At 60.6% G+C, this 23,691-nt stretch carries 22 protein-coding genes; 10 read left to right on the top strand and 12 right to left on the bottom strand.

Annotated elements, in window-relative coordinates:
- Positions 1–49 precede the first annotated feature (49 nt).
- The 4 genes from QTI24_RS13350 to QTI24_RS13335 all read left to right on the top strand — a co-directional run bounded on the left by QTI24_RS13350 (position 50) and on the right by QTI24_RS13335 (position 7,231).
- Complete coding sequence (locus QTI24_RS13350; protein WP_286601029.1) at positions 50–3,601, top strand: glycosyltransferase; 3,552 nt, start codon at positions 50–52, stop codon at positions 3,599–3,601.
- 10 nt (positions 3,602–3,611) lie between these two features.
- Positions 3,612–4,649, top strand: coding sequence for a GDP-mannose 4,6-dehydratase (gene gmd / locus QTI24_RS13345; protein WP_286601028.1), 1,038 nt, complete (start codon positions 3,612–3,614; stop codon positions 4,647–4,649).
- Positions 4,646–5,497, top strand: a complete 852-nt coding sequence (locus QTI24_RS13340) for a GDP-mannose 4,6-dehydratase (RefSeq protein WP_286601027.1) — start codon at positions 4,646–4,648, stop codon at positions 5,495–5,497. Before gmd ends, QTI24_RS13340 begins: the two co-directional genes overlap by 4 nt.
- Before the next feature lie 93 nt (positions 5,498–5,590).
- Positions 5,591–7,231, top strand: a complete 1,641-nt coding sequence (locus QTI24_RS13335) for a hypothetical protein (RefSeq protein ID WP_286601025.1) — start codon at positions 5,591–5,593, stop codon at positions 7,229–7,231.
- 51 nt (positions 7,232–7,282) lie between these two features.
- Here QTI24_RS13335 and QTI24_RS13330 read toward each other — a convergent pair whose 3' ends face one another.
- Positions 7,283–8,242, bottom strand: a complete 960-nt coding sequence (locus QTI24_RS13330; RefSeq protein WP_286601023.1) for a class I SAM-dependent methyltransferase — start codon at positions 8,240–8,242, stop codon at positions 7,283–7,285.
- 229 nt (positions 8,243–8,471) lie between these two features.
- Here QTI24_RS13330 and QTI24_RS13325 point away from each other — a divergent pair, with 229 nt between their 5' ends.
- Positions 8,472–9,506 carry a class I SAM-dependent methyltransferase gene (locus QTI24_RS13325; RefSeq protein ID WP_286601397.1) on the top strand — a complete coding sequence of 345 codons (1,035 nt, stop codon included), beginning with the start codon at positions 8,472–8,474 and terminating at the stop codon, positions 9,504–9,506.
- Between the two features lie 45 nt (positions 9,507–9,551).
- Here the strand turns inward: QTI24_RS13325 and QTI24_RS13320 are convergent, their stop codons facing one another.
- The 4 genes from QTI24_RS13320 to QTI24_RS13305 form a co-directional block, all read right to left on the bottom strand.
- Positions 9,552–10,781: a class I SAM-dependent methyltransferase gene (locus tag QTI24_RS13320; protein ID WP_286601022.1), complete on the bottom strand. Its 1,230-nt coding sequence runs from the start codon at positions 10,779–10,781 to the stop codon at positions 9,552–9,554.
- Between the two features lie 296 nt (positions 10,782–11,077).
- Positions 11,078–11,674, bottom strand: a complete 597-nt coding sequence (locus tag QTI24_RS13315) for a hypothetical protein (protein WP_286601020.1) — start codon at positions 11,672–11,674, stop codon at positions 11,078–11,080.
- Positions 11,671–12,081, bottom strand: a complete 411-nt coding sequence (locus QTI24_RS13310) for a GtrA family protein (RefSeq protein WP_286601017.1) — start codon at positions 12,079–12,081, stop codon at positions 11,671–11,673. Before QTI24_RS13310 ends, QTI24_RS13315 begins: the two co-directional genes overlap by 4 nt.
- A complete protein-coding gene (locus QTI24_RS13305) occupies positions 12,078–13,031 on the bottom strand; it encodes a glycosyltransferase (protein ID WP_286601015.1) in 954 nt (317 codons plus the stop codon). The genes QTI24_RS13310 and QTI24_RS13305 overlap by 4 nt, the downstream gene beginning before the upstream one ends.
- Positions 13,032–13,332: 301 nt before the next feature.
- Here QTI24_RS13305 and QTI24_RS13300 point away from each other — a divergent pair, with 301 nt between their 5' ends.
- Entirely contained in the window at positions 13,333–14,046 is a 714-nt protein-coding gene (locus QTI24_RS13300; protein WP_503011253.1) for a class I SAM-dependent methyltransferase, read from the top strand.
- Positions 14,047–14,115: 69 nt separating this feature from the next.
- Here QTI24_RS13300 and rfbC read toward each other — a convergent pair whose 3' ends face one another.
- The 4 genes from rfbC to rfbB are packed head-to-tail and all read right to left on the bottom strand — an operon-like array spanning position 14,116 to position 17,533.
- Positions 14,116–14,661 (bottom strand): dTDP-4-dehydrorhamnose 3,5-epimerase, encoded by a 546-nt coding sequence (gene rfbC, locus QTI24_RS13295; protein WP_286601013.1) that lies wholly within the window; start codon positions 14,659–14,661, stop codon positions 14,116–14,118.
- Positions 14,658–15,545, bottom strand: a complete 888-nt coding sequence (gene rfbA / locus QTI24_RS13290) for a glucose-1-phosphate thymidylyltransferase RfbA (RefSeq protein ID WP_286601010.1) — start codon at positions 15,543–15,545, stop codon at positions 14,658–14,660. The genes rfbC and rfbA overlap by 4 nt, the downstream gene beginning before the upstream one ends.
- Before the next feature lie 21 nt (positions 15,546–15,566).
- Positions 15,567–16,457, bottom strand: coding sequence for a dTDP-4-dehydrorhamnose reductase (gene rfbD / locus QTI24_RS13285; RefSeq protein WP_286601008.1), 891 nt, complete (start codon positions 16,455–16,457; stop codon positions 15,567–15,569).
- Positions 16,454–17,533: a dTDP-glucose 4,6-dehydratase gene (rfbB, locus tag QTI24_RS13280; RefSeq protein WP_286601006.1), complete on the bottom strand. Its 1,080-nt coding sequence runs from the start codon at positions 17,531–17,533 to the stop codon at positions 16,454–16,456. Before rfbB ends, rfbD begins: the two co-directional genes overlap by 4 nt.
- Positions 17,534–17,687: 154 nt before the next feature.
- Between rfbB and QTI24_RS13275 the strand changes: the two genes are divergently transcribed.
- The 4 genes from QTI24_RS13275 to QTI24_RS13260 all read left to right on the top strand — a co-directional run bounded on the left by QTI24_RS13275 (position 17,688) and on the right by QTI24_RS13260 (position 20,118).
- Entirely contained in the window at positions 17,688–18,173 is a 486-nt protein-coding gene (locus tag QTI24_RS13275) for a phasin family protein (protein ID WP_286601004.1), read from the top strand.
- A 116-nt stretch (positions 18,174–18,289) separates the two neighbouring features.
- On the top strand, positions 18,290–18,964 hold the full coding sequence (locus tag QTI24_RS13270; RefSeq protein WP_286601002.1) for a TetR/AcrR family transcriptional regulator: 675 nt from the start codon (positions 18,290–18,292) through the stop codon (positions 18,962–18,964).
- Between the two features lie 12 nt (positions 18,965–18,976).
- Entirely contained in the window at positions 18,977–19,807 is an 831-nt protein-coding gene (locus tag QTI24_RS13265; RefSeq protein ID WP_286601000.1) for a tetratricopeptide repeat protein, read from the top strand.
- 56 nt (positions 19,808–19,863) lie between these two features.
- Positions 19,864–20,118 (top strand): acyl-CoA-binding protein, encoded by a 255-nt coding sequence (locus QTI24_RS13260; RefSeq protein ID WP_286571267.1) that lies wholly within the window; start codon positions 19,864–19,866, stop codon positions 20,116–20,118.
- Positions 20,119–20,154: 36 nt separating this feature from the next.
- On the opposite strand, the gene QTI24_RS13255 is transcribed toward QTI24_RS13260, so the two are convergent.
- Genes QTI24_RS13255 through QTI24_RS13245 form a run of 3 tightly spaced genes read right to left on the bottom strand, consistent with a single transcriptional unit; the run spans position 20,155 to position 23,685 of the window.
- Positions 20,155–20,490, bottom strand: a complete 336-nt coding sequence (locus tag QTI24_RS13255; protein WP_286600997.1) for a polyhydroxyalkanoic acid system family protein — start codon at positions 20,488–20,490, stop codon at positions 20,155–20,157.
- Positions 20,483–21,640, bottom strand: a complete 1,158-nt coding sequence (locus tag QTI24_RS13250) for an aminopeptidase (protein ID WP_286601394.1) — start codon at positions 21,638–21,640, stop codon at positions 20,483–20,485. The genes QTI24_RS13255 and QTI24_RS13250 overlap by 8 nt, the downstream gene beginning before the upstream one ends.
- Positions 21,640–23,685: a molybdopterin-containing oxidoreductase family protein gene (locus tag QTI24_RS13245; protein ID WP_286600995.1), complete on the bottom strand. Its 2,046-nt coding sequence runs from the start codon at positions 23,683–23,685 to the stop codon at positions 21,640–21,642. Before QTI24_RS13245 ends, QTI24_RS13250 begins: the two co-directional genes overlap by 1 nt.
- Positions 23,686–23,691: the final 6 nt, after the last annotated feature.

The raw sequence follows: 23,691 nt of genomic DNA, 5'->3' as shown, positions 1-23,691 counted from the left end.
TCTTTCACTCGCATTGGCGATCGCACGCGCAGCAGACAAGCATGAAGTCTTGCTCGCACTCAATGGGCTGCTGCCCGATTCGATCGATGCCATTCGCGAAGCCTTCTCCAACATTGTTCCGCGCGAGAACATCCGCGTCTGGAACTCGCTCGGCCCCACACGCGAGCTGGACCCAGCCAACAGCACCCGCCGGCAAATCGCGGAGCGCGTTCGAGAAGCATTCATCCTCTCGCTGGAGCCCGACGTGGTGCTGGTCACGAGTCTGTTCGAAGGACTCGGGGACGATGCCGTTGTCAGCGTCGGCACTTTCGACGCCAGGACGCCGACAGCGGTCATTCTCTATGACCTAATCCCGCTGCTGAACCCCGACATCCACTTCAGATCGAGCCCGCTTCGTCAAGATTACTACGCACGCAAGATCGACTCGCTCAAGCGCAGCAGGCAGCTTCTGGCCATTTCGGAAAGCGCCCGCGGCGAGGCACTTCGAGGGCTTGCCTTCGACCCCGATGCCGTGACCAACATCTCGGGCGCCTGCGACGAATCGTTCAGGAAGATCGCGATCTCCGAAGACGCTCGGCAGCGCCTTCGCAGCAAATTCAATATCCCCCAGGAGTTTCTACTCTACACGGGTGGCGCCGACGAGCGAAAGAACCTGGCGAGGCTAGTGTCCGCCTACGCCCGTTTGCCTCCCGACGTTCGCGCGAGCCACCGGCTCCTGATGGCCGGACGCATGCCCGAAGGCGAAGTCACCGCCCTTCAGACGCGCGCGACGGAGGCCGGAATGAGGCCCGACGAGATCGTTTTCACCGGCTACATCTCGGACGAGGAGTTGCTTAAGCTCTACAACATGTGCAAGTTGTTCGTGTTCCCCTCCACGCATGAGGGCTTCGGGATTCCGCCGCTGGAAGCCATGTCGTGCGGCGCTGCGGTCATCGTCGCGAACAGAACCAGCCTGCCCGAGGTCATCGGATCCCCCGAGGCGATGTTCGACCCCGAGTCGATCGACTCGATCAGGGCAAAGATGCTTCAAGCGCTGACGGACCCCGCGCTTCGCGAAACGCTGCTGAAGAATGCGGCCGTGCAGGCCACGGCTTTTTCCTGGGACCGCAGTGCGCGCAGGGCACTCGAGGTGCTGGAGAAGTTCAATGCCCGGTCCGCGCCGGCAAACCACAGTCTGGCCCGCGTGGAGAGTACGACCATTTTCCAGCCCAGCCACAAGCGCATCCTGCTGCTCAAGCTCGACCATCTCGGCGACCTGATCCTGGCCATGCCCGCGATCGCCAAGCTGGCGGCGCGCTATCCGGCCGCGAAAGTCGAGCTCGCCGTCGGCAGCTGGAACGTCGAACTCGCGAAGATGTTCCCCTTCTTCGACAAGATCCATGCACTGGACTACTTCAAGAAGAAGTCGGCGAACCAGGCCTCGGTCGCGCAGGAGGAACTCTCAGCGTTTCTGAGCAAGCTCGGCACGTATGACATTGCGCTGGACCTGCGCCGGCAGAGCGACACGCGTTTCGTCTTGCAGCGAGTCGATGCAAGGCTGAAAGTCGGCTACCAGACCTTCGACCCGGCCATAGACAAGGACCTCGACATCGCGCTGGATGCGGTCGCGGACGCGCCCTTCCTGGAAACCTCAATGAACCGGATCTCCATCAGCAACCAGCTGCTGGCGTTGGTCGATGCGCTGCCTGCCGACCCGAACGACTACATCGCCTTGCCGCAACTGTTCGACTCGACGGAGCGGAAGAAGGGTGCCATTGCGCTATTCCCGTATGCAGGCAACGACGTCAAGGAATGGGACGTCGGTAGATTCCAAGCCTTGATCTCGAGGCTGGACGCGCAGGACAGCGTCAGTGCGATCAACATCTTCTTTGCGTCGCCTGCCGAAGCGCAGAAACACGTCTTCCATGGCTCGCAGAAGGTGGCGCAACACGCGGGACTCAGCATTCCCGCGCTCATGGAGACACTGGCTGAGAATTCAGTCTGCATCGCGAACAATTCGGGAGGGGCACACCTCGCGTCCTACTTGGGCTTGACCGTCATTGGCGTCTATGGGGGGCACGAGACTGCCGCCGAATGGGCGCCCGTGTTTCCGAAGAGCCTGGTCATCCATCGCGACGCCGAATGCTCGCCGTGCCACATCGCGACACGGGCCGACTGCAAGTACCAGCTGTATTGCCTCGCCGATATTTCGGTCGACGACGTCTATTCGCTGACCATCGAAGCCGCCCAGTCGATGGAAGTCTCCCTGCCCGCGCCGAAGCTCACCTCCAAGGCCATCACCAATGACTTAATCGGCGCGCTGAAGCCCCTGCTGGAGAACCAATCCGACGAACAGATGGAAGCCGTCGCCCGTTGCATCGTCTCCAGCATCAGGCCGACCCAGTTCACCGCGCGAATCTTCGTCGACATCTCGGAGCTGGTTCTCAGGGATTCGAAGACCGGCATTCAGCGCGTCACACGCAGCATCCTGAAGGAGCTGCTGGAGACACCTCCGAGCGGCTTCGAAATACTGCCGATATACGCAACGGCGGGCAAGCAAGGCTATTTTGCCGCGAGAGGCTTTCTGGCCGGTGCAGCGGGGCAGGAAGCGCGTCCCGATGTGCTGGACGAGCCCATCGATTTTTACGCCGGAGACATTTTTCTCGGGCTCGACTTCCAGCCGCATGTCATCCCCGCGCAGAAAGCCGTGCTGGACTCGATGCATCGCGCCGGCGTCAAGGTGATATTCGTGGTCTACGACCTGCTGTGCATTCAGATGCCCCAGCATTTCGTGGAGGGCACCTTCCGGGGCTTCGAACAATGGCTGGACGCCATCGCGGCCTACGATGGGGCGCTTTGCATCTCCAAATCGGTGGCCGCAGATCTGTCGGGCTACATGCAACGCGCGCATCCCGCGCGAACGAAGCACTTCGAAGTCCAGTGGTTTCATATCGGCGCGGACATCGAGAACTCCAGCCCAACCAAGGGCATCCCGTCCAGTTCCGAGTGGATCCTGAAGTCGCTCCGCGCGCGCCCGAGCTTCCTCATGGTGGGAACGGTCGAGCCGCGCAAGGGCCACGCCCAGACTCTGGACGCTTTCGAACTGCTGTGGGCACAGGGAGCCGACATCAACCTGGTCATCGTGGGCAAGCAAGGATGGCTCGTCGACGAACTGGCCGAGCGCCTGCGCCGCCACCCGGAATCGGGCAGGCGGCTTTTCTGGCTCGAAAGCACCAGCGACGAGTACCTTGGGCGCATCTACGGCGCGTCCACCTGCCTGATTGCAGCATCGGAAGGCGAAGGATTCGGGCTTCCGCTGATCGAAGCAGCGCGCCACAAGATTCCCATCATCGCCAGGGATCTGGCAGTCTTCAAGGAGGTGGCAGGGCAAAATGCGCACTACTTCCACGGAATATCGGCCCAGGCGCTGGCGGAGGCGATCCAATCCTGGACCAGCTTGTTCAAGGAACGATCCCACCCGACATCGGACACGATGCCCTGGTTGACCTGGCGCCAGACCACTCAAGATTTGCTGAAGCTGGTCTGTCGCCCTGACGCCGGCGCTCAATCCTCGCCGCGGTCGGGATCCGCACACCCTGTCATCCATTGCAAACCCACCTGAGAATTGAGTCATGAACAAAAGAGCTGTCATTACCGGAATTACAGGCCAGGACGGGGCGTATCTCGCCGAACTTCTCTTGGCCAAGGGCTATGACGTCTATGGAACCTACCGACGAACCAGTTCGGTGAATTTCTGGCGCATCGAAGAGCTCGGCATCCAGAATCACCCTAACCTGCACCTGGCCGAGTACGACCTGACGGATCTCGGCAGCTCGCTGGCCCTGATCCGCGACACCGCGCCGGACGAGGTGTACAACCTCGCGGCGCAGAGCTTCGTGGGCGTGAGCTTCAACCAGCCAGCCGCCACGGCACAGATCACCGGCGTGGGCGCGTTGAATCTGCTCGAGGCGATCCGCCTCACGAACCCCAAGATCCGCTTCTATCAGGCGTCCACCTCGGAGATGTTCGGCAAAGTCCAGGCGGTTCCGCAAGTCGAGGACACACCCTTCTATCCGCGTAGCCCGTACGGCGTCGCTAAGCTCTACGCGCACTGGATCACGATCAACTACCGCGAGAGCTACGACATCTTCGGCTGCAGCGGCATCCTGTTCAATCACGAGAGCCCGCTGCGCGGCCGCGAATTCGTCACGCGCAAGATCACCGACAGCGTTGCCAAGATCAAGCTCAAACAACTCGACGTGCTGGAACTCGGCAACCTCGATGCCAAACGCGACTGGGGCTTCGCGAAAGAGTACGTCGAAGGCATGTGGCGAATGTTGCAGGTCGATGAGCCGGACACCTACGTACTGGCGACGAACCGTACTGAAACCGTGCGTGATTTCGTGTCTATGGCATTTAAGGGCGCCGGCATCACGGTGGAATTCAATGGGTCCGGGGAGGGAGAGTCTGCAGTCGACACCGCCACCGGCAAAACAGTAATGCGCGTTAATTCGAAATTCTACCGCCCAGCGGAGGTCGAGTTGCTGATCGGCAATCCCGCAAAGGCGCAAGAGAAGTTGGGCTGGAAGCCACGAACCACACTGGAGCAACTCTGCCAGATGATGGTCGAGGCCGACCTCAAACGGAACACCAAGGGGTTTTCGTTTTGAAGATTCTTCTGACTGGCGCGGACGGTTTTACCGGGCGCCACTTTGCTAAACATGCCGGAGACGCCGGTCACCAAATCGTGCCGTTGCGGGCGGACCTGACCGACGAGGCCACACTGCGAAGGGAAGTGCTCGACGCACAGCCTGATGCAGTTGTCCATCTTGCGGCTATCGCTTTTGTGGGTCATTCGAATCTCGAGGCGTTCTATACGGTTAACGTCGTCGGCACCACGAATCTGCTCGAAGCATTGGCGCTCTTGCCCACTCCCCCGCACCGCGTGCTGCTGGCGAGCAGTGCGAACATCTACGGTAACAGCGAACAGTCCCCCCTGTCGGAGGCGCACCCGCCAGCGCCGGCCAATCACTATGCGACCAGTAAGTTGGCAATGGAGTACATGGCCAAGACGTACGCTGATCGTCTCAATTTGGTCATTATTCGCCCTTTCAATTACACGGGCCGCGGCCAAGATGTGAATTTCGTAATTCCGAAGATCGCCAAGCATTTCGCCGAAAAGGCGCCGGTAATCTCACTGGGCAATCTCGATGTGGAACGTGAGTTCAACGACATCGATCTCATGTGCGATGCCTACTTGTGTATCATGCACCACGGAGTCGCCGGGGAAACCTACAACGTATGCTCAGGCCACACCTACACGTTGCGAGAGGTAATCGCGGCGTTCGAAGAATTGACGGGACACCGGATGGCAATTGAGGTTAATCCGGCCTTTGTCCGCAAAAACGAGGTACATCGCCTCTGTGGAAATCCGAGCAAGCTGAATGCGCTGCTGCATGCATGCGGAATGACCCTCCCGACGCCAAAGCTGCGGGATATTTTGGCCCGCATGCTCTAAAGGCGCACAGCGTTTTGTACGCCGTCATGCTGATGGCACGTGCCAACGCGCCGGCAGGGGTCGGTCAAACCTCACGAGGAGACACGAGATGGAGTGTCCTCGCGTTCCTGGCTGCGCCAGCAACCCATGCCGAGGAAAGCGCGGCGAACTGATATGCCTCCTCTCAAAGAAATCAAAATTCCACTGTGGATCAGCCTTGGCCTCGGCGCGCTCGTCTACTGCTTCTTCTATTTCAACTACCCCGCCTTGCCTGGCAATTCGCTGGTGCACCCCCTCGGATGGTGGGGTTGGTTCGATCAAGGCGAGTACATCAAGGCCGCACGGGCGCTGATGCAAGGCGACTTCTCAGCGGGCAAGCACGCTTATCCGCCGCTTTATCCGGCCATCGGCTCGATCCTCCTGCCTTGGGTGCCGGTTCATCCGTTCTTTTTCTTCAACCTGCTTGGGTTGTTGACATTCGCGAACGTCTTCATGGTGTTCGCGACACGCTACACGTCGCAGGTCGAAGCATTCGCCCTTCTGGCGTTGTCAGTTTATTTCAACGAAATCATCATTCTGAACTTCGCCATACCGTGGACGTCGACGGGAACAGCCCTGCTCTATTCGCTCACGATCTACCGTTTGCTGCAGAAGTCAAAGCCGGGGCGGCCGTTGGCGTCCATCCCGGTCGAAAGCGCCAAGGCTTTTCTGTTTTCCGGCACGTTCAGTCTGCTCGCAATTCTCCGGCCTATCGATGCTGGCGCCGCGGCCGTGTTCTACCCCGCTTATCTCTACTTTTCGTTCAAGAGCTTGGGAGGTGCCACGTCACAGGTTCGGGCTAAGGCGCTTTTCTTCCAAGCACTTGCACTCGGTGCTGGTTTGCTCATCGGCCTCGGACTGTTTCTGTTGTTCAATCTCAAAGTCCACGGTCATGTGCTAGGTGGATACTATTCGAGCGCCCTCGCCAACGGCTACTTCCCGTTTGAGCTGCCTAGAAAAGTGTTCTCGCTTGTCTTCGATGCCAACACCGTCTTCTTGGAGCCGGGTGCTTCGCTGATCAGCCATTTCCCTTGGTTGGCGCTCAGCATTATCGGCGCTATTGGTTGCCTCATCTGGGGTTCCGCGATGCTGAAGATCATGGCAGCGGCCATCTGCCTTCAGTTCTCCCTATATGCACCTTACGGAGACTTGACTCCGGTCTCAATCTGGCGCTACTACAACATCCACTACTTCAAATGGATGTTTCCGTACCTTGCTTTCTTCGCTTGGCTGGTGCTGCGTTGGATCTTTGAGCATGCCTCGCTTAGCACGTTGAGGGAGACCGCATTTCGCGCGGTAGTGATTCTTGCATGCGCCGCTGTTTTATTGATGCCACGATTCAGCGTCACGCCCACGGGTCCGATAGTCCTACGACAGGTCGACGCAGAGAATCGGGTCGCCTTTTCTTCCAACGGAGATGCCATCGATTTCATCGACGTCGAGGGATTGGCTGGCGGTTTCAACGAAATTTTCTTGGGCGATCACAAGCTCTTGGCCGATGGCGAGCCGATGCATCGCGTCAAGGATTTCAAGCTAGTGCCTTCCCCCGGCGGAGTTCGCATCTTCTTCAATCAAACTGTCCATGCCAGGGAATTCTTGCTGACGCCAGTAGGACTGAACTTCGCTCCAGGTGGGCTACGGCTGACGGCCTCTAGCTACCGTTTCACGTTGGGCAAACCAAAGCTAATCCATGATATCGCCACGGCAAATCATTGAAAAAAGGTCCGCAGCGTTGAGATCTGGCATTCACGCCGACGTGTATCTCATTCAGAGCGGCTTACGAATGATGAGCAAGATTGAAGTGCTCACGAAGCCATGAATCTTAAGCTTTAGGTGTTGGCGGCCGTGCGTATACCAGGGCGGGAAGTCGTACGCAAGGTCGTGCTGCTCATGTCCCGGGTCGAAGTTCAAAGACTCGATACCACACCCCATCCCACGCAGCCGTAGGTCGAAGGCCTCGATGTCCTTCCGCCGATAGATTACGTCGTCGCCAATTTCCACAGTTGCGTCGTTCGACGAAACGTTGAACTCGGTGGTGTGAACTGCGATTCCACCAGGCTTGAGGCATTCGAGCGAGTCAATAAGAAACTGCAGTCCTGCTTCGAGACTGCCAAGGTGCTCGAACGAACACGAACTCCAATTGAAGTCGTACGCCTCCTTCGGCACTTCGCCCAGGTTGCGCATGTCGATGTTGCGGTACCTCGCACACGCACCAAATTCAGCTTCAGACAGGATCTTGGGCCAGCAGATCGTTTTGAGCGAATCACCAAGTTGACCAGTTTCGGCCCAGGCTTCCCTCGATCCGTCACTATGGAAGTCGGACGCGACCAGGTCGACGCCGCGAGCAGCGAACAGAGAAGGCAGAGGTTCTTGGCCGACGGCAAAGCCAATGCCAGCGCGACCCGGCCTCAACATGTCCCGCTCTTCAAGGGCCTGCGCCACCGCACTCCACTCCCAGAGCTTGCGATGAAGCCACTTTCCCCTCATGCCTTGCCAGACTGGTCCCCACACCGCGACCTGATCCTGCGGCAGGTCGGGAGCCGCATCGGCGATCTGCTGAGTCCAACGGCGATACCACTCGGAGGAGAAGTCCTGTTGACGGCAGATCATCGACGCGATAGCTGGCCCGGTCGAACGGTCCAACTCATGCCGCACAACATGCTCGATGCCCCTACGTATCGGCGTCCAAAATGAACGCAGAGTACTTTTCGGGAGAGTTTTCAGCATTGACCTCCGTTGTGATGTGGGGAGCAGTGACTATAGGGCTTCATCGCACGCCCCCGAGCACAAGGAACTAATGCGTGCTGCGCTGGTGCAGCGGGAGCGAATGTGGCACCCTCGCTAGGCGGGCTGGGACGGAGGCCCAACACTTTCTTGAACAGTCCGAAGAGCGCCTTGGCAATCCAGTTTGCCGTATGCTGCGCGTTAGATGCAGGTCACAAGAAAGGCCTAGGTGATGATCAAGGAAATTGCGCTTCGAATTCCACAGGTCCGACGCTTAAGAGACAGCCGCGACGAGTTGAAGAACGCTCTCGACTCGATGGGTAAGCGCGCGCGAGACTTGGAGGATGAGCTACGTGCACTGCGCTCCCTGCGTCCGCCGGCCGAAAGTCCTTTCTATGCCTATTTTTCGAATTTCGATGCAATAGAAATGATTCGCAGGCACGAGGTCCATGGGCTTCATCCTACACCGGGTTTCCAAACAAATTGGCTGGGCGTTTTGGTGGATCCGAAGATCCATCCGTTTCTGGCTACATCAGGCAATCAACTCGAGCCGGTCCCCCTTCCGGCAAACTGGCACGCAGACATCGCCGAATGGGCAGCCGTACTTCAGTCCGTTGAAAACGCGCCTCGCGACTCGTTCACAATGATCGAGTTGGGGTGTGGATGGGGCTGCTGGATGAATAACGCAGGCGTCGCTGCCCGTCGAACCGGGCGCAAAGTCCATGTTGTTGGCGTTGAAGGCGACGCTGGACACATCCAGTTTGCCCAAGAGGCGCTTATGCGTAACGGCTTTCGATCTGACGAATTCACCATTTACCGCGGAATCGCCGCGGCTGCATGCGGCACAGCGCTATTTCCACGTCAAGAGCACGCCGGGCATTCTTGGGGACTAGAACCGGTCTTTGGGGCAACTCAGGCGGAACAGGATGAGGCCGCCGCATTTGGAAGTCATGACATTCTTCCAATGATCGCCTTGGCGGACGCAATTGGAGAGCACAGCAGGGTTGATCTCGTGCATATCGATATTCAAGGAGGCGAAGCGGACCTCGTCGAACAATGCATGTCGCTGATTGACCAAAAGGTCGCGTATCTGGTGATTGGCACGCATTCAAAAAAGATAGAGGCTCGCCTTTTCGATCTCTTAGGCGAGGCAGGATGGCGGATCGAGATGGAGCGCCCCGCCTTCTATGACGTCAAATCCACCCGGCCGATTTTATATGTTGACGGGCTGCAGGGATGGCGCAATCCTTTGCTCATGAATCCTTAATATACCCCATCATGGTGGCGCTCTCTCATATACACTAACACAAGCTCACCGCCCGTCGTCCTTGCGCGTCGCGATGAATGTTACGCCCATTGCATTGATGAAGTTGTGTTTTTCGACATTCCAACCAAGATCGTCAAGCAGGTCTAAAATGTAATTTTCACGAAACGACAATTCAAGCCAGCCGAATTTCCTGATGCAATAAATCGCCTGGCCATCCGGATTAACGCCCCACGGATAAGGGAGTGCGTTGTTGATGGTCTCGCCCGCAAGCACCAACTTGCCTCCTGGTTTTAGTATTCGGGGGATCGCCTTGAGCAATCTCACATGATCCGAGCAGTGATGAAAGCACTCGAAAAAGAGCACTGCATCAAACTTCCGACCGAGATTTTCAGCATTAAAAAAATCGCCAACCGCAAGCTCGGCCTCTAATCCAAGTGCGTTGATTCGGCGCCTCACCATTTCTACGAAGTTCGGAGCTATGTCTATACCTGTGACTTCATAGCCCGCCATGGCCAGTTGCACGGTCGTGTTACCCCATCCAAACCCAAACTCGAGAATGCTCGCCCCCGCCTTCATATCCATCACATGGATGACGTGGCCCACGGCCATCAGCATGTCGCCGATCATCTTTGCGTTGCCTGACTGGTAGGGCACCGGCCTACGAACAGAACTTTCCAGATCGTAGTCGGTCTCTTCACTGCTGACCTCGTAGGTCTCGCGGTTTGCTATAAGAGAATATGTATTCATCACCCACCGCATATAGGCGCCAGAAGTCGGCGCCACGGCGAAGGGTTGAATCTCCAACCAAAAATCATTGAGCGCGTCGTGATAGCCATCCGGGTCTTCCGCAAGGAGACGATCGATGAGAGCAATCTCCTTATCGATATCTTGTAGTTGAATCTTGCGTTTGCTGCTGAAAAGCTGAAGGCGCTGGAACTCTTCGGATTGCCGCACGACACCTTCGAAATCATTCGCGGTCCGATGTGCGACAAGTTGCGAGGCAATGATCTCTTCGCTCTCAGGCTTTCGCCTCAAAAGATCACGATAGATCTTAATTAGCTGGTCGCGTGTAAACGTCCGTGGCTCGTCGGCCACGACTGATGGCTGGATCGCTGCTCGATGCCGCAACTTGTACTCCTGTGACTCGAGGATCGACGAAATCAATGTTACGACGCCACCGTGGGTCGAGCAATGAGACCTAACCGCTTCCTCTGATTCAGGCTCCCGGCCCAGCAAGGCTAAGTAAGCGTTGACCACTTCTTCGCGTGTTACCATGAGTATGTTCCTTTAGCGTGTTCGTATAGCAATCACTGCTGTCGTGACCATTTTCCACAATCATTGGACGACACGTTGGTGGCAAAAACTGTCGGTCCCGTAGGCAAATCCAAGAGCGGCGGATCGCGTTGAGCACCCGTTGACCTGAGCACCTCAAGCCTTCCCCGCTCGGGACTTTGCGCGCATTTGCCGAAATACACTCGGATCAGGCGCCGGTGTTGGGCGGACTGAGAGGTCATGCATTGATTCGCAATGGCAACCAGAAAATATTCTGGGCCAGGTCAATCGCGACGGGCTCATTTGCAGGTGTAGTCGACCTCCGGCGCACTGGCGCGAAAAGGGTTTGTCAAGTCGTCAGTGTACTGACCCATAAGCAAGCGCTTCTTGGGCAGTAAGTGGGTTCGGAAGAAGCGGCTGAAGCTCGCCAGCCGCTCACCCTTTGGCGTAAGAAGCACGCAACCATGGTCGATGCGGATCGTGCCGGACTGGAGTTGTTCCGTCAGGCGCACATCGACGAGCCGATGCTCCTCGAGGTACTCCTGCGTGAAGACCACCGCAAAGCGGCTTTCCTGAATGCCGCCACCGCGCTGCTGCAGTTTTTCCAAAATGTAGAAGGACAGCGAACGGTCGAGCACCGTCGGCACAGAAATCGCCAGTGCGTAGGCGGTCAGCAGCCAAATCAGCAGCATCTGGGACTTCTCGAAAGCGCCAAAGAGGGCAAAGGTCTTGCAGCGCCAGACGATAGCGCTGGTGGCAAGGGCAGCGAGAATACCGTCTACGATCGCGCTGTAGAACACCACGTCGACCCGGAAAAAGGTGATGTGCAGCCAATAGATCAGGCAGGCGAAGGCGATGAAGATCGTGGAGGCGAACAGAAATTTTCCGGTTTTCATGGGGCGGAGAACACCAGCAATTTGTTACCCAGATAGCTCAACATCGTTTGAATCGTCGTCGCAATCAAGAAGCCGGCTGTGTAGTTCAACCGGAAAAAGTCGGTCCATGCGAACAGCATCAGACCATGCAGGCACGCGATGGGCAGGTACAGCGCCAGGAAGCGCCGGGCTTGCCTACCCCATGGCAACTCTTTGCGACGAAACACGAAATACCGGTTGCCGAGGAAAGACGCCATGATGCCGAACCACGCCGCAATGAAGTTCGCCACTCCCGCCGATGGAATATCAAGCAACTTGAGGTTGACCGTTAGCACGAGGTAGTGCACCGCAGCGGCTGCAAGGCCGTTGACGAGGAAGCGCCCGATTTCCGCACCGCGCGAACCCGAAGGTCTGAATCGCAGGATCACGCAGGAACTCCTTCGCTGTGCTCGACGACGTCAATGAAATGACGATACCCGGTATCCGCAGGCGCGCCCAATTTGCTCACGCCGGTCAACATCAAGCTCATGAGTGCGAGCGAGCCGGTCTGTAGGAAGACCAGCAGCAGGATGCCCAGCGACACCGAAAACCAGCCCGGCGTGGCGTGGCCCGACACCTTGAGGCAAACCGCGATCAGTCCGCCAATGAAAGCCAGCGCGCCCACCAGCGTTGACGCGATGCCCACGCGTACGAGCACGTCTTCGGCAAATACCATCACGCCGCGAAAGCCGTGCAGTGCCAGCCCGACGAAGTTCATCTTGCTCTTGCCGGCGTAACGCGACCCGCGGTCGAGCGGACAATTGATGACGCGAAGGCGGGAGCAAAGCACGCAGCTGGCTACATGGGTCCAGAGTTCCTGCATCGCCGCCAAACGCCGGACCGCCGCAGGCTCGAGTGCCATGAAATTTCCGAAACTGATGCGGCGTCCGGTCAGTATCTTGAACAATCTCTTGTAGACCTCGTAGAACGCCTTGAAGCGCCACGTCTCGACGCGAGTGCGACGGACCGCGACCGCCAGGTCCACGTCGGGAGCATCCAACGCGTGCAACAGGCTGGGAATCGATCCGGGCAGGTCTTCGCCATCGGAATCCATGACCACCACTCGCGCCGCCGGCATGTGCTCGGCGACGTAACTCAGCCCGATGGCGATAGCCCGCTGATGTCCGACGTTCCGGCGAAGGCGCAGCACCGTGCCGGCGAGGCCGCTCTCGCTCAGTTTGCGCACATCGACCGGTTGTCGCACCGAGCCGTCGTCCACCGCCACAACTCGCACGTTGTCACCAAAGACTTTCGCCAGTTCCTGAAATAGCCGGCTGGACGCTTCGCCGTCTTCGAACACGGGGGTGATCACGACCAAAGTGGAGGGGATAGTGTTCATTAACCGGCTGGAAGTGAAAAGGGGATCGGACGCACAGCGCGACCCGAATACGGCCCCCGGGGAACTGGTCTCTCGCCCGACCAGAACGAATATTTCTATTGTGCCGCAGACCAGCGAGGCCGCCGCCGCATGTCGTGCCAGCGTGCCTCACGGAGAATCCGGGACCAAATGCCGAAGCAGGAAACTTAAATGATACTGAAGACCGGCGACATCGCCTTCATCAGCGCCACGTCTTGCTCCGCTGCGACGCCGTAGGGACGTTGCTCGTCAACGCCAAAGACTTTTCCTAGACAATGCGGGCATGACGACGAACATCGACTATGTCGGATCCGAACTGGAAATCTTCTCTCATGCCACCAACTGGAAGGCATACTGGTCCAATGCGATCTCCGGATACCTTGGCAAGTCGGTGGTGGACGTCGGCGCCGGTATCGGCGCGACCGCACAGACGTTGAAGACGCGGCACTTCGACCGTTGGGTCGAACTCGAACCGGATTCCGAGCAAACGAAGAAGATTCGGCGCGCCCAGCTCGAGGGCGCGATTCCTGCGGACTATGAAATCGTCTGCGGCATCTCGCGCGATCTGGATCCTCGCAGCCTGTTCGACACCGCCCTTTATATCGACGTGCTCGAACACATTGAGGACGACCGCGAGGAGTTGGCAACCATTTCAAACTTCGTGAGTCCGGGTGGGCACATCGTGATCGTCGCCCCGGCGCACAACTACCTCTATACCGAGTTCGACAAGAAGATCGGCCACTTCCGGAGATACGATCGCGACTCCCTCATTGCGATAAAGCCTGCAAACTTCGAAGTCGTGAACACCGGCTACCTGGATAGCGTAGGTATGCTTGCCAGCGTGGCGAACAAGTTCTTCCTCAAGTCCGGGACGCCGAGCCTAGGGCAGGTCAAGCTCTGGGACGGCTTCATGGTGCCGATCTCGAGATTGCTGGACAAGGTCTTGATGCATCGGCTCGGTAAGTCGATTGTTTTTGTATTGCGCAAGGCTGCTTGAACGCTGCGTCGTGATCTGCAAGGTGCCTGTCCGGTCGGTGATCATGGACAATGCCAATTCATCGCCTAATCAAAAGAACTCCGCTTCCGCCCACTTGTCACCAGCTTGATCCTTCGCAGAAAGTTGCACGTCAGCTCCAATATCAGGCCACTCGATGCCAATCAACGGATCGTTCCAAACGATGGACCTCTCGTGCGCGGGGGCGTAGTAGTCCGTCGTCTTGTAGAGAAAATCCGCTGACTCGCTGACTACCAGGAAACCGTGTGCAAAGCCCTCAGGCACCCACAACTGCCTGTAATTGTCTTCGGAGAGCTGGACGCCTACCCATTTGCCGAACGTCGGGGACAACCTGCGAATATCCACTACCACGTCGTAAACCTCGCCTCGCACCACGCGCACCAGTTTCCCCTGCGGCTGCTGGATCTGGTAGTGCAGGCCGCGCAGCACTCCCTTGGCCGAGCGAGAATGGTTGTCCTGGACAAAATTCACGCGCCGCCCGACCGCCTCGTGGAACACCTGTTCATTGAAGCTCTCGAAGAAGAAGCCGCGCGCATCGCCAAACACCTTGGGCTCAATGATTAGCACCTCGGGAATCGCTGTCGGCGTGATTTTCACGAGCGCACCTCGTCAGAGAGCAAGCGGATGAGGTACCTGCCGTATCCGCTCTTTTCCAGCGGCTTGGCAAGTGCCTCAAGTTGTTCGGTCGTGATGAAGCCGTGGCGCCAAGCCACCTCTTCCGGACATGCAATCTTGAGCCCTTGCCGATGCTCCAGCGTTGCAATGAACTGCCCGGCTTCCATGAGGCTATCGTGCGTCCCTGTATCAAGCCACGCATAGCCACGCTGCATGATCTGCACGTTCAGAGTTCCGCGGTCAAGGTAGGCCTGATTCACCGCCGTGATCTCCAACTCGCCGCGTGCACTCGGCTTCACCGCCTTCGCGATGTCGACCACCTGGTTGTCGTAGAAATAGAGCCCGGTCACCGCGTAACTGCTCTTCGGCTTGATGGGCTTTTCCTCAATGCTGCTGGCCTTTCCATTCGCATCGAAAGCGACCACGCCATAGCGTTCAGGGTCTTGTACGTGATACGCAAACACAGTCGCACCGGCCTGCTTTGCATCGGCGTCGGAAAGAAGATTCACCAAGTCATGACCATAGAAAATATTGTCCCCCAGCACCAGCGCACTCGACGCGCTTCCGATGAACTTGTCGCCGATGATGAACGCCTGCGCCAGCCCGTCCGGACTCGGCTGCACTGCGTACTGCAGGTTGATGCCCCACTGGCTGCCGTCACCCAGCAGTTGCTGGAAGCGCGGCGTGTCCTGCGGCGTGCTGATGATGAGGATGTCGCGCATGCCGCCGAGCATCAGCGTGCTGAGCGGGTAGTAGATCATCGGCTTGTCGTACACCGGGAGCAGTTGCTTGCTCATCGCCAGGGTCGCCGGGTGGAGGCGGGTGCCGGAGCCGCCGGCCAGGATGATGCCTTTGCGTTGCGTCATGAATCTTTCTTTGTAGTGGGATCAGAGCGTTTCGCGCAGCATGCGCGCGACGCCCGCTTGCCAGCGTGGCAAGACGAGGCCGAAGGTGGTCTGGAGCTTCGCGGTATTGAGGCGCGAGTTGTTCGGCCGCGCGGCCGGCGTCGGAAACGCGCTGGTCGGCACCGGATCCACCGCGCCGGGGCCAGCTTTGAGTTCCACGCCCGCGGCCTGGGCCTGCTCCAGCACGAAGCGCGCATAACCATGCCACGTGGTTTCGCCGCCTGCCACGAGGTGATAGAGCCCGACCTTGCCGGGATCGCGCAGCGTGTCGCGGATCGCGTGGGCTGTCACGTCCGCCAGCAGTTCGGCCCCGGTCGGCGCGCCGAACTGGTCATCGATGACCGTCAGCCGATCACGCTCCCTCGCCAGGCGCAGCATGGTCTTCGCGAAGTTGCCGCCGCGCGCCGCATACACCCAGCTCGTGCGAAAGATCAGGTGCCGCGCGCAGTGCTGCGCGACCAGTTGCTCGCCTTCGAGCTTGGTGCGACCGTAGACGCTCAAGGGGCCCGTCGCGTCGTCCTCTTTCCAGGGCTTGTCGCCACTGCCATCGAAAACGTAGTCGGTCGAATAGTGAACCATGAGAGCGCCAATTTGCTGCGCAGCCTCCGCCACCACGCCCGGGGACGTTGCATTCAGCTTGCGCGCCAATTCAGGTTCGCTTTCGGCCTTGTCGACCGCCGTATGCGCCGCCGCATTGACGATGACATCCGGCCGCACCTTCAGCACCGTCTCGGCCAGTTGATCGGGACGGCTGAAGTCCGCATGAAAGTCCGTGCTGTCGAAATCCAGCGCGACCAGTTCGCCGAGCGGCGCCAGGCTGCGCTGCAACTCCCAGCCGACCTGCCCGCCCTTGCCAAGCAGCAGCACCTTCATGCTTTCGCCTTCGCGGGCGCGCCCGCATATTGCTTCTGGACCCAGTCGCGGTAAGCCCCGCTCTGGACGTTGCGCACCCATTCGCCGTTGGCAAGATACCACTCGACCGTCTTGCGGATGCCCGTGTCGAAGGTCTCCGCCGGTTTCCAGCCCAACTCACGCTCGAGCTTGCGCGCATCGATCGCGTAGCGCCGGTCGTGGCCCGGACGGTCGGTGACATAGGTGATCTGCTCGCGGTAGCTCTTGCCATCGGCGCGAGGGCGGAGTTCGTCGAGCAGTGCGCACACCGTGTTGACGATCTCGATGTTGGGCTTCTCGTTCCAACCACCCACGTTGTAGGTCTCACCGAGGCGGCCCGCTTCGAGGACGCGCCGGATCGCGCTGCAATGATCCTTGACGTAGAGCCAGTCGCGGACCTGCATGCCGTCGCCGTACACCGGCAGCGACTTGCCGGCGAGTGCGTTGACGATCATCAGAGGGATGAGCTTCTCGGGGAAGTGAAACGGTCCGTAGTTGTTCGAGCAATTGGTCGTGACCACCGGCAGGCCGTACGTGTGATGCCACGCCCGGACCAGGTGGTCGCTGGCCGCCTTGCTGGCCGAATAGGGACTGTTGGGCTCGTACTTGTTCTCTTCCGTGAAGGCTGGATCGGATGCCGACAGCGAACCGTAGACCTCATCGGTCGAGACGTGCAGAAAGCGGAAGGCTTCTTTCTGGTCTGCGGGCAGTGCGTTCCAATGGCCGCGCACGGACTCCAGCAAGCGGAAAGTGCCGAGCACGTTGGTTTGAACGAAATCCTCGGGCCCGTGGATGGAACGATCCACATGGGATTCGGCCGCGAAGTTCACCACGGCACGCGGCTTATGTTCCGCCAAGAGCTTGTCGACCAGCTCGCTATCGCCGATGTCCCCTTGCACGAACAGATGGCCGGCGTTGTCCTTGAGCGAAGCAAGCGTTTCAAGATTGCCGGCATAGGTCAGCTTGTCTAGATTCACGACGCCTTCGTCGCTTTGGGCAATCCAGTCGAGAACGAAATTGGCGCCAATAAAGCCGGCGCCGCCGGTAACTAGGATCATCGGAGGTCCCTGTCTGTTTTCGGAATATCGCCTGCCGGCGGGCAAGGCGCGGATTATCCCATCCGAGAATGTTTCAATCGGCAGCTAGACCCCCGCCTCTACACCGGCCCGTCCGACCCCGGCTAGAGTCCCAGAGACCTTCAAGGAACCCACCATGTCCACTCCCGAAGACGACAAACCCGCAGACCGCATCAAAGACTCCGCCCAACAGATCTGGCTCGCCGGCCTCGGCGCCTTCGCCAAGATGCAGCAGGAAGGCAGCAAGGCCTTCGAGGCGCTGGTGAAGGATGGTGTGGGCGTCCAGAAGAAGACGCAGCAGGCCGCCGAGGAAACCCTGGCACAGGCGCAGGCCCGGATGGCCGGCTTCGCGAGCGAATTCGGCACCAAGGCCGCGGGCGGCTGGGGCAAGCTGGAGAACATCTTCGAGGAGCGCGTCGCGCGCGCTCTCGAGAAGCTGGGCATGCCCTCGGCCCAGGAAGTCGCGGCGCTTCAAGCACGGGTTGAGGTCCTCGAGGCGCAGTTGCGCGGCAAGGCCGCGGCCGGCGCGCCGGCCCGTCCGGCGCCGCGCAAGACGGCCGCTCGCAAGTCGCCGGACAGCGCCAAGCCGTCGCAGCGTCACAAGGCCAGCGGCGGTACCTGAACCAGCCTGACCAGCAACTGAGCCCCGTCACCGGGGCGGGGAGGCGGAGATCGCTGCACCGGGCGCGACAGAGTTGCGCTAGAGTCTCCCCCAAGAGACAAAAACGGGGCTCCGACATGGCCAAGAAAGCGCCACGCCGCACTGCGCAACGCATCCTCGAAGCCGCACTTGACCTGTTCAACCGGTTCGGGGAACCGAACGTCTCGACGACCCTTGTGGCCGGCGAACTCAATATCAGCCCCGGCAACCTCTACTACCACTACCCGGCCAAGGACGAGCTGATCAACCGGCTCTACGAAGGCTACGAGACCGAGCTCAACACACTGCTGCACGCGAGCGAAGGTGTGCACGATGTCGAGGACGCATGGTTCTTCATGCACAGCCTGTTCGAGCTCATCTGGCGCTACCGCTTCCTCTACCGTGACTTGAACGACCTGCTGAGCAAGAACCGCCACCTCGAGACGCAATTCCAGCTCGTGCTCAAGAACAAGGCACGTGCGATCCGAACCCTGCTGGCCGGGCTGGGCCGCGCCGGGCATCTCGACATCGACACGCGCGAGGTCGACACTTTGGCGCAGAGCATGGTGGTGGTGCTCACCTATTGGCTCAGCTACGAATACGTACGCAATCCGCGCGAGGCGCTCGAGCCCGGGCATGCCCAGGGCGCCCTTCTTCGCGGCGCCCATCACACGCTGCACTTGCTCGCGCCCTATCTTGCGACGGAGCAACGGCGGCATTTGCTCACACTCAGTAGCGCCTATTCCGGCGAAGATCAACCTGCAACGGTCTGACCCCCCTATCGAATGACCCCACCGGACCTCCAACCACTCCCGCTGCTGTCCGCTGGCGCCCCTCCCGCAACGGCGCCATGGACCCGATTGCCCTACCCCGATGCCCCCAAATTCAACAGCTCCAACCTGCTGACGCACTGGCCCCGCCTGCATGCCGGCCAAGGCTTGCAGCCCCCGGTGCCGGGCCCCTTGGCAGAAGGCTGGGCGCTCTATCACAGCGGGGAGTTCGAGCGAGCCGTGGCGATCGCGCTGACGCACGGCCACGACGGCCTGGCGCTCGCCAACCAGGCCACTGCCATCTATGCCAACTACCTGGAGCCACGCGAATCGGTCCGGCTGGCGCTGTTCAAGCAGGTGGCAGAGCGCGCCACCGCCCAGGTCGCCGCCGAACCCGACAACTGCCAGGCACTGTATTGGCAGGCCTACGCCTTGGGACGCTACAGCCAGGGCATCAGCGTGGCGCGCGCGCTGGCGCAAGGCCTGGGTGGCAAGGTCAAGGGGGCGCTAGAACGAGTGATCGAGTTGCAGCCGCTCCATGCCGATGCGCACGCGGCGCTCGGCGCGTTCCACGCCGAAGTCATCGACAAGGTTGGCTCGCTGGTGGGCCGCATGACCTACGGCGTGCGCGCCGACACGGCCATCGAACTCTTCGAGCGCAGCTTGCAGCTCAACCCTCACTCGGCCAGCGTGCTGATGGAGTACGCCCGAGGGCTGCTGATGCTTCAAGGCGATTCGCGCATGGCCGAGGCCACCCGGCTCTACGAAAAGGCGGCAGCCCTTGAGCCGGTTGACGCTCGCGAGCGCCTGGATGTGGAGCTGGCGCGCGCCGGGCTGTCTGATTGAGGTTTATCGACGACGTCGTCACTTAAGATCCCGTCTTTTGACGAGACCTTGCCGCCATGTCTGACCTGAACGCCCAGTTCGAAGCTGCCCAAGCCAATTCCAAACTGCTTGCCGAGCGCCCGGACAATCCGACGCTGCTCAAGATCTACGGTCTCTTCAAGCAGGCTACCGCCGGCGACAACGCAGAGAAGAAGCCGAGCTTCAGCGACATCGTCGCCCGCGCGAAGTGGGATGCCTGGACCTCGCGCAAGGGCTTGAGCGCCGACGAAGCCAAGCAGCAGTACATCGACCTGATCGAATCGCTGCGCTGAGCCGGTGAGCGATGCCGCCGTGCCCGGCGGCGCGCTTCACAACCAGTCTTTGTCGTTGTAGGCGTCGTCGTCCGCCGGCGCCTTGGCGCCGAGCAAGGCGTCCAGGCTCTGCTGCAAACGCTGCTCGATCTGCTCGCTGAAGCTTCCGTACAGCAAGCCCAGCGTCGCATCCAACGTAAAGGTATCGGCGCTGACCTCGACACTGCCGTCGATGCCGGCCCGGTTGAACTGGGCCACGTCGCAGGTCTCGCCTTCGGCATAGGTGCACTCGATGCCGTAGTCCTCCTCCACCCGCTGCATCCACTGGCGCGCGACCTCGCGCGCGGCGGCCAATCCCAGGCTGTGATTGCGTTCGATGTGAATGTCAGACACCGGGGGCTCCGTTCTTGGTGTTGTTGGGCTTGCAGCACGGGGCCTGCGTTTGCATAAGGTCCGTCGCCGCAGGCGCAGCGGTCCTGAGCGCCTGGTCGCGTCCGTCCTTGGGTAACTTGGCCAGCTGTTTCACGGCAGCGTAGAAGCGCGGCCAGTCTTCGCCCTCGCGCTCGAACAGGGCCTCGAAGCCGGGCACCAGTTCGTCGTAGGCAGCCTGGGCGCCGAAGGTCGCGTTGTTGGCGCGTGCCACCCAGCCGTCGTAGGCGCCCTGCCGGGGGCCGGTCCAGCCGGCGCGCAGCGCGGCGTAGCGCTGGCGAAACGCCTCCATGGCTGCCTTCTTCCTGGCATCGACCGTCTCCCAGTCTTTCGCCTGGGCTTCCTTCGACGTGTAGATCTCCTGCAGCGCACGCCGCGTGTCGGCCGTGAGGGCGCGAAACTGCTGGCGGCGCGCATCGAACTGTGCATATTCGAGCCGAGCCGCGTCGCTGGCATGCGTCTTCAGCCAGCGAGCGCCGCCGATGCGTTCGACTGCTGTCGCGAACGATTCGTTGAACATCGTGTCCCCGGGCACATAGAGCACCTGGTGCGCAAGCTCATGGAAGACGATGCGCGCCAGTTCCCCTTCCGGATAGCCGATGAAAGTGGAGAGCAATGGATCGCCGCCGGCCCAGTTCATCCAGCCGAGCGTCGAGTACGCGGGCACCGGATAGACGGAGGTCTCGAGTCCCTGCGCCTGCAGTTCGGCGGCTTCCGCCTTGGCGGCGGCTTCGTCGTAGTAGCCCCGGTAGCCGATGCAGCCTGCGACCGGGAAGCACCAGGTCTTCAGCGTCAGCGAATGGGGCGACGCCGCAACCACGTTCCAGACCGCGGCGTTGCGATGCAGATCAGCATAGGCCTTGTAGCTGTCGTTGTCGGGCAAGCCGAGTTCAGTCACCGCAAAGCGGCGCACCCGCGTGGTGAGTTCGAGCTTGGCCTTGAGGGCGGCAGAGGTCGTCGGGTCTTCCAGCCACTGGTCCACCGGTCGTGCAGCGCGCATCAGCCCCAGATGGCCGCTGGCCGATTGCCAGTAGTAGCTGACATCGGCGCAGCCCGCGAGCATCGCCAGCCCTGCAACCGTCGCGCATGCCGCGAAACGCCTGCGAGCCGCCATCATGGTGCGACCGCAGCTTCCGCGACGGACTCCACCTCGACCAGGCAGTCGTAGAAGGTCGGACCGCGCCCGATGTCCGTCAGCCGCTGGCTCGTGAGCTGGTTGACGTTGGTGCCGTCCAGTCCCAGTTTGCGCCACCAGATCCCGAGGCCGTGCACCACGCCCGGCCGGGCGCGCCGCGAGACCTCGGCGCGGCAGTGGTGCTCGCCGCGCCGATTGAAGACGCGCACCGTGGCGCCGTCCACGATGCCGCGCGCCAGGGCGTCGGCTTCGTTGATCTCCAGCAGCGGCTCGCCCTCGATCGCGCGCAGGCTGCGCACGTTGACGAAGCTGGAGTTGAGGAAGTTGCGCGCCGGCGGCGAGATCATCGCTAGCGGAAACTCCTTCGAGCTGCCAGCCGGTTCGTAGTTGGGCACATGGTCGGGCAAGCCGTCCTGGCCGTGCGCGGCTAGCCGGGCGCTGAAGAACTCGCAGCGGCCCGACGGCGTCGGGAAGTTTCCTTGGGCGTAGGGTGCATCGGGCAGCTTCAGCGTGGCAAAGCCTTCCGCCTGCAACGCCTCGAAGTCGACCGCCTCCGGGCTGAAAGCGGCGCGACACAGGGTCTCGTCATCGTCGGCGAAACAGGGCTCGTCGAATCCCATGCGCTTCGCGAGCTCGCGAAACACCCAGGTATTGCTGCGCGCCTGGCCGCGCGGCGCGACCGCGGGCTGGTTCAGCATCACGTCGGTGTGACCGTAGCTGAAGTGGATGTCCCAGTGCTCCAGCTGCGTGGTGGCCGGCAGCACGTAGTCCGCGTAGTCGGCGGTGTCGGTCTGGAATTGCTCCAACACCACGGTGAAGAGGTCCTCGCGCGCGAACCCGGCGACCACCTTGCCCGACTCCGGCGCGATGGCGACCGGATTGCTGTTGTAGACGACCAATGCCTCGATCGGATTCGCCGTATCGAGCAGCGCGTCGCCGATCGACGTCATGTTGATCGTGCGCGGGCGCCGGCCCGCCAGCAGATCGGGCCGCTGCAACGCCGCCCGGTCCACCGGGAACAAGCCCGAGCTGCTGAGCAGCAATCCGCCCGCCCGATCGCGCCACGCGCCGACCAACGCCGGCAGGCAAGCCACCGCACGCGCGGCATTGCCGCCGCCGCGCACGCGCTGCATGCCGTAGTTGAGCCGGATGGCTGCGGGCTTGGTGCTTCCATAGGCGCGTGCCAGTTCGACGATCTGCGCCTCCGGCACGCCGCAGACTGCTGCCGCACGCGACGGCGGCCATTGCAAGGCCCGCTCGCGAAGCTGCGCCCAACCCACCGTGTAACGCTCGATGTAGTCATGGTCGAGCCAGTCGTTCACGATCAGCTCGTGCATCAGCGCGAACGCCAGCGCCGCGTCGGTGCCCGGAAGCAAGGCGATGTGCTCGTCGCACTTGTCCGCTGTCTCTGTCTTGCGAGGATCGATGCACACCAATCGTGCGCCGGAACGTTTGGCGGCTTGCGCGTGGCGCCAGAAGTGCAGGTTGCTCGCAATCGAGTTGCTGCCCCAGATCAGGATCAGCTTCGCGTCGGCGAAAAACTCGACCCGCATCCCGACCTTGCCACCCAAAGTAAAACCTAAGGCCTCACCGCCTGCGGTCGAGCAGATGGTGCGGTCCAGCAGCGACGCACCGAGCTTGTGGAAAAAACGACGGTCCATCGATTCGCCCTGCACGAGACCCATCGTTCCTGCGTAACTGTAAGGCACAATCTTTTCCGGATTGTTACTTCTGACTTCATCGAGTCGCGCCGCGATGTCCGCCAGCGCCTGATCCCAGCTCACCGGCTCGAAGAGGCCACTCCCCTTGGGGCCGGAGCGCTTCAGGGGCTGCAACAGACGTTCGGGGTGGTCGTTGCGTTCGATATAGCGCGAAACCTTGGTGCACAGCACGCCCGCCGTGTGTGGATGGGCCGGATTGCCCTGCAGCTTGACGGCGACGCCGTCGTGCACGGTCGTGACGAGCGCGCAGGTATCGGGGCAGTCGTGCGGGCAGGCGCCGAGCACTTGGGTTTCGAGAGTCATGAGTCA

Source organism: Variovorax sp. J22P240 (assembly GCF_030316855.1).
Lineage (GTDB): Bacteria > Pseudomonadota > Gammaproteobacteria > Burkholderiales > Burkholderiaceae_C > Variovorax.
The sequence above is the reverse complement of the archived record's forward strand: the minus strand, read 5'-3'. Positions and strand labels throughout refer to the sequence as shown.

What these genes read in the sequence shown, in the direction of transcription:
- QTI24_RS13275 (WP_286601004.1), top strand. Translation starts at nt 17,688, where the DNA reads ATGTCCACTCCCGAAGACGACAAACCCGCAGACCGCATCAAAGACTCC.
- QTI24_RS13270 (WP_286601002.1), top strand. Translation starts at nt 18,290, where the DNA reads ATGGCCAAGAAAGCGCCACGCCGCACTGCGCAACGCATCCTCGAAGCC.
- QTI24_RS13250 (WP_286601394.1), bottom strand. Translation starts at nt 21,640, where the DNA reads ATGGCGGCTCGCAGGCGTTTCGCGGCATGCGCGACGGTTGCAGGGCTG.
- gmd (WP_286601028.1), top strand. Translation starts at nt 3,612, where the DNA reads ATGAACAAAAGAGCTGTCATTACCGGAATTACAGGCCAGGACGGGGCG.
- rfbB (WP_286601006.1), bottom strand. Translation starts at nt 17,533, where the DNA reads ATGATCCTAGTTACCGGCGGCGCCGGCTTTATTGGCGCCAATTTCGTT.
- QTI24_RS13315 (WP_286601020.1), bottom strand. Translation starts at nt 11,674, where the DNA reads ATGAAAACCGGAAAATTTCTGTTCGCCTCCACGATCTTCATCGCCTTC.
- QTI24_RS13320 (WP_286601022.1), bottom strand. Translation starts at nt 10,781, where the DNA reads ATGGTAACACGCGAAGAAGTGGTCAACGCTTACTTAGCCTTGCTGGGC.
- QTI24_RS13300 (WP_503011253.1), top strand. Translation starts at nt 13,333, where the DNA reads ATGACGACGAACATCGACTATGTCGGATCCGAACTGGAAATCTTCTCT.
- rfbA (WP_286601010.1), bottom strand. Translation starts at nt 15,545, where the DNA reads ATGACGCAACGCAAAGGCATCATCCTGGCCGGCGGCTCCGGCACCCGC.
- QTI24_RS13305 (WP_286601015.1), bottom strand. Translation starts at nt 13,031, where the DNA reads ATGAACACTATCCCCTCCACTTTGGTCGTGATCACCCCCGTGTTCGAA.
- QTI24_RS13330 (WP_286601023.1), bottom strand. Translation starts at nt 8,242, where the DNA reads ATGCTGAAAACTCTCCCGAAAAGTACTCTGCGTTCATTTTGGACGCCG.
- QTI24_RS13325 (WP_286601397.1), top strand. Translation starts at nt 8,472, where the DNA reads ATGATCAAGGAAATTGCGCTTCGAATTCCACAGGTCCGACGCTTAAGA.
- QTI24_RS13260 (WP_286571267.1), top strand. Translation starts at nt 19,864, where the DNA reads ATGTCTGACCTGAACGCCCAGTTCGAAGCTGCCCAAGCCAATTCCAAA.
- rfbD (WP_286601008.1), bottom strand. Translation starts at nt 16,457, where the DNA reads ATGAAGGTGCTGCTGCTTGGCAAGGGCGGGCAGGTCGGCTGGGAGTTG.
- QTI24_RS13265 (WP_286601000.1), top strand. Translation starts at nt 18,977, where the DNA reads ATGACCCCACCGGACCTCCAACCACTCCCGCTGCTGTCCGCTGGCGCC.
- QTI24_RS13245 (WP_286600995.1), bottom strand. Translation starts at nt 23,685, where the DNA reads ATGACTCTCGAAACCCAAGTGCTCGGCGCCTGCCCGCACGACTGCCCC.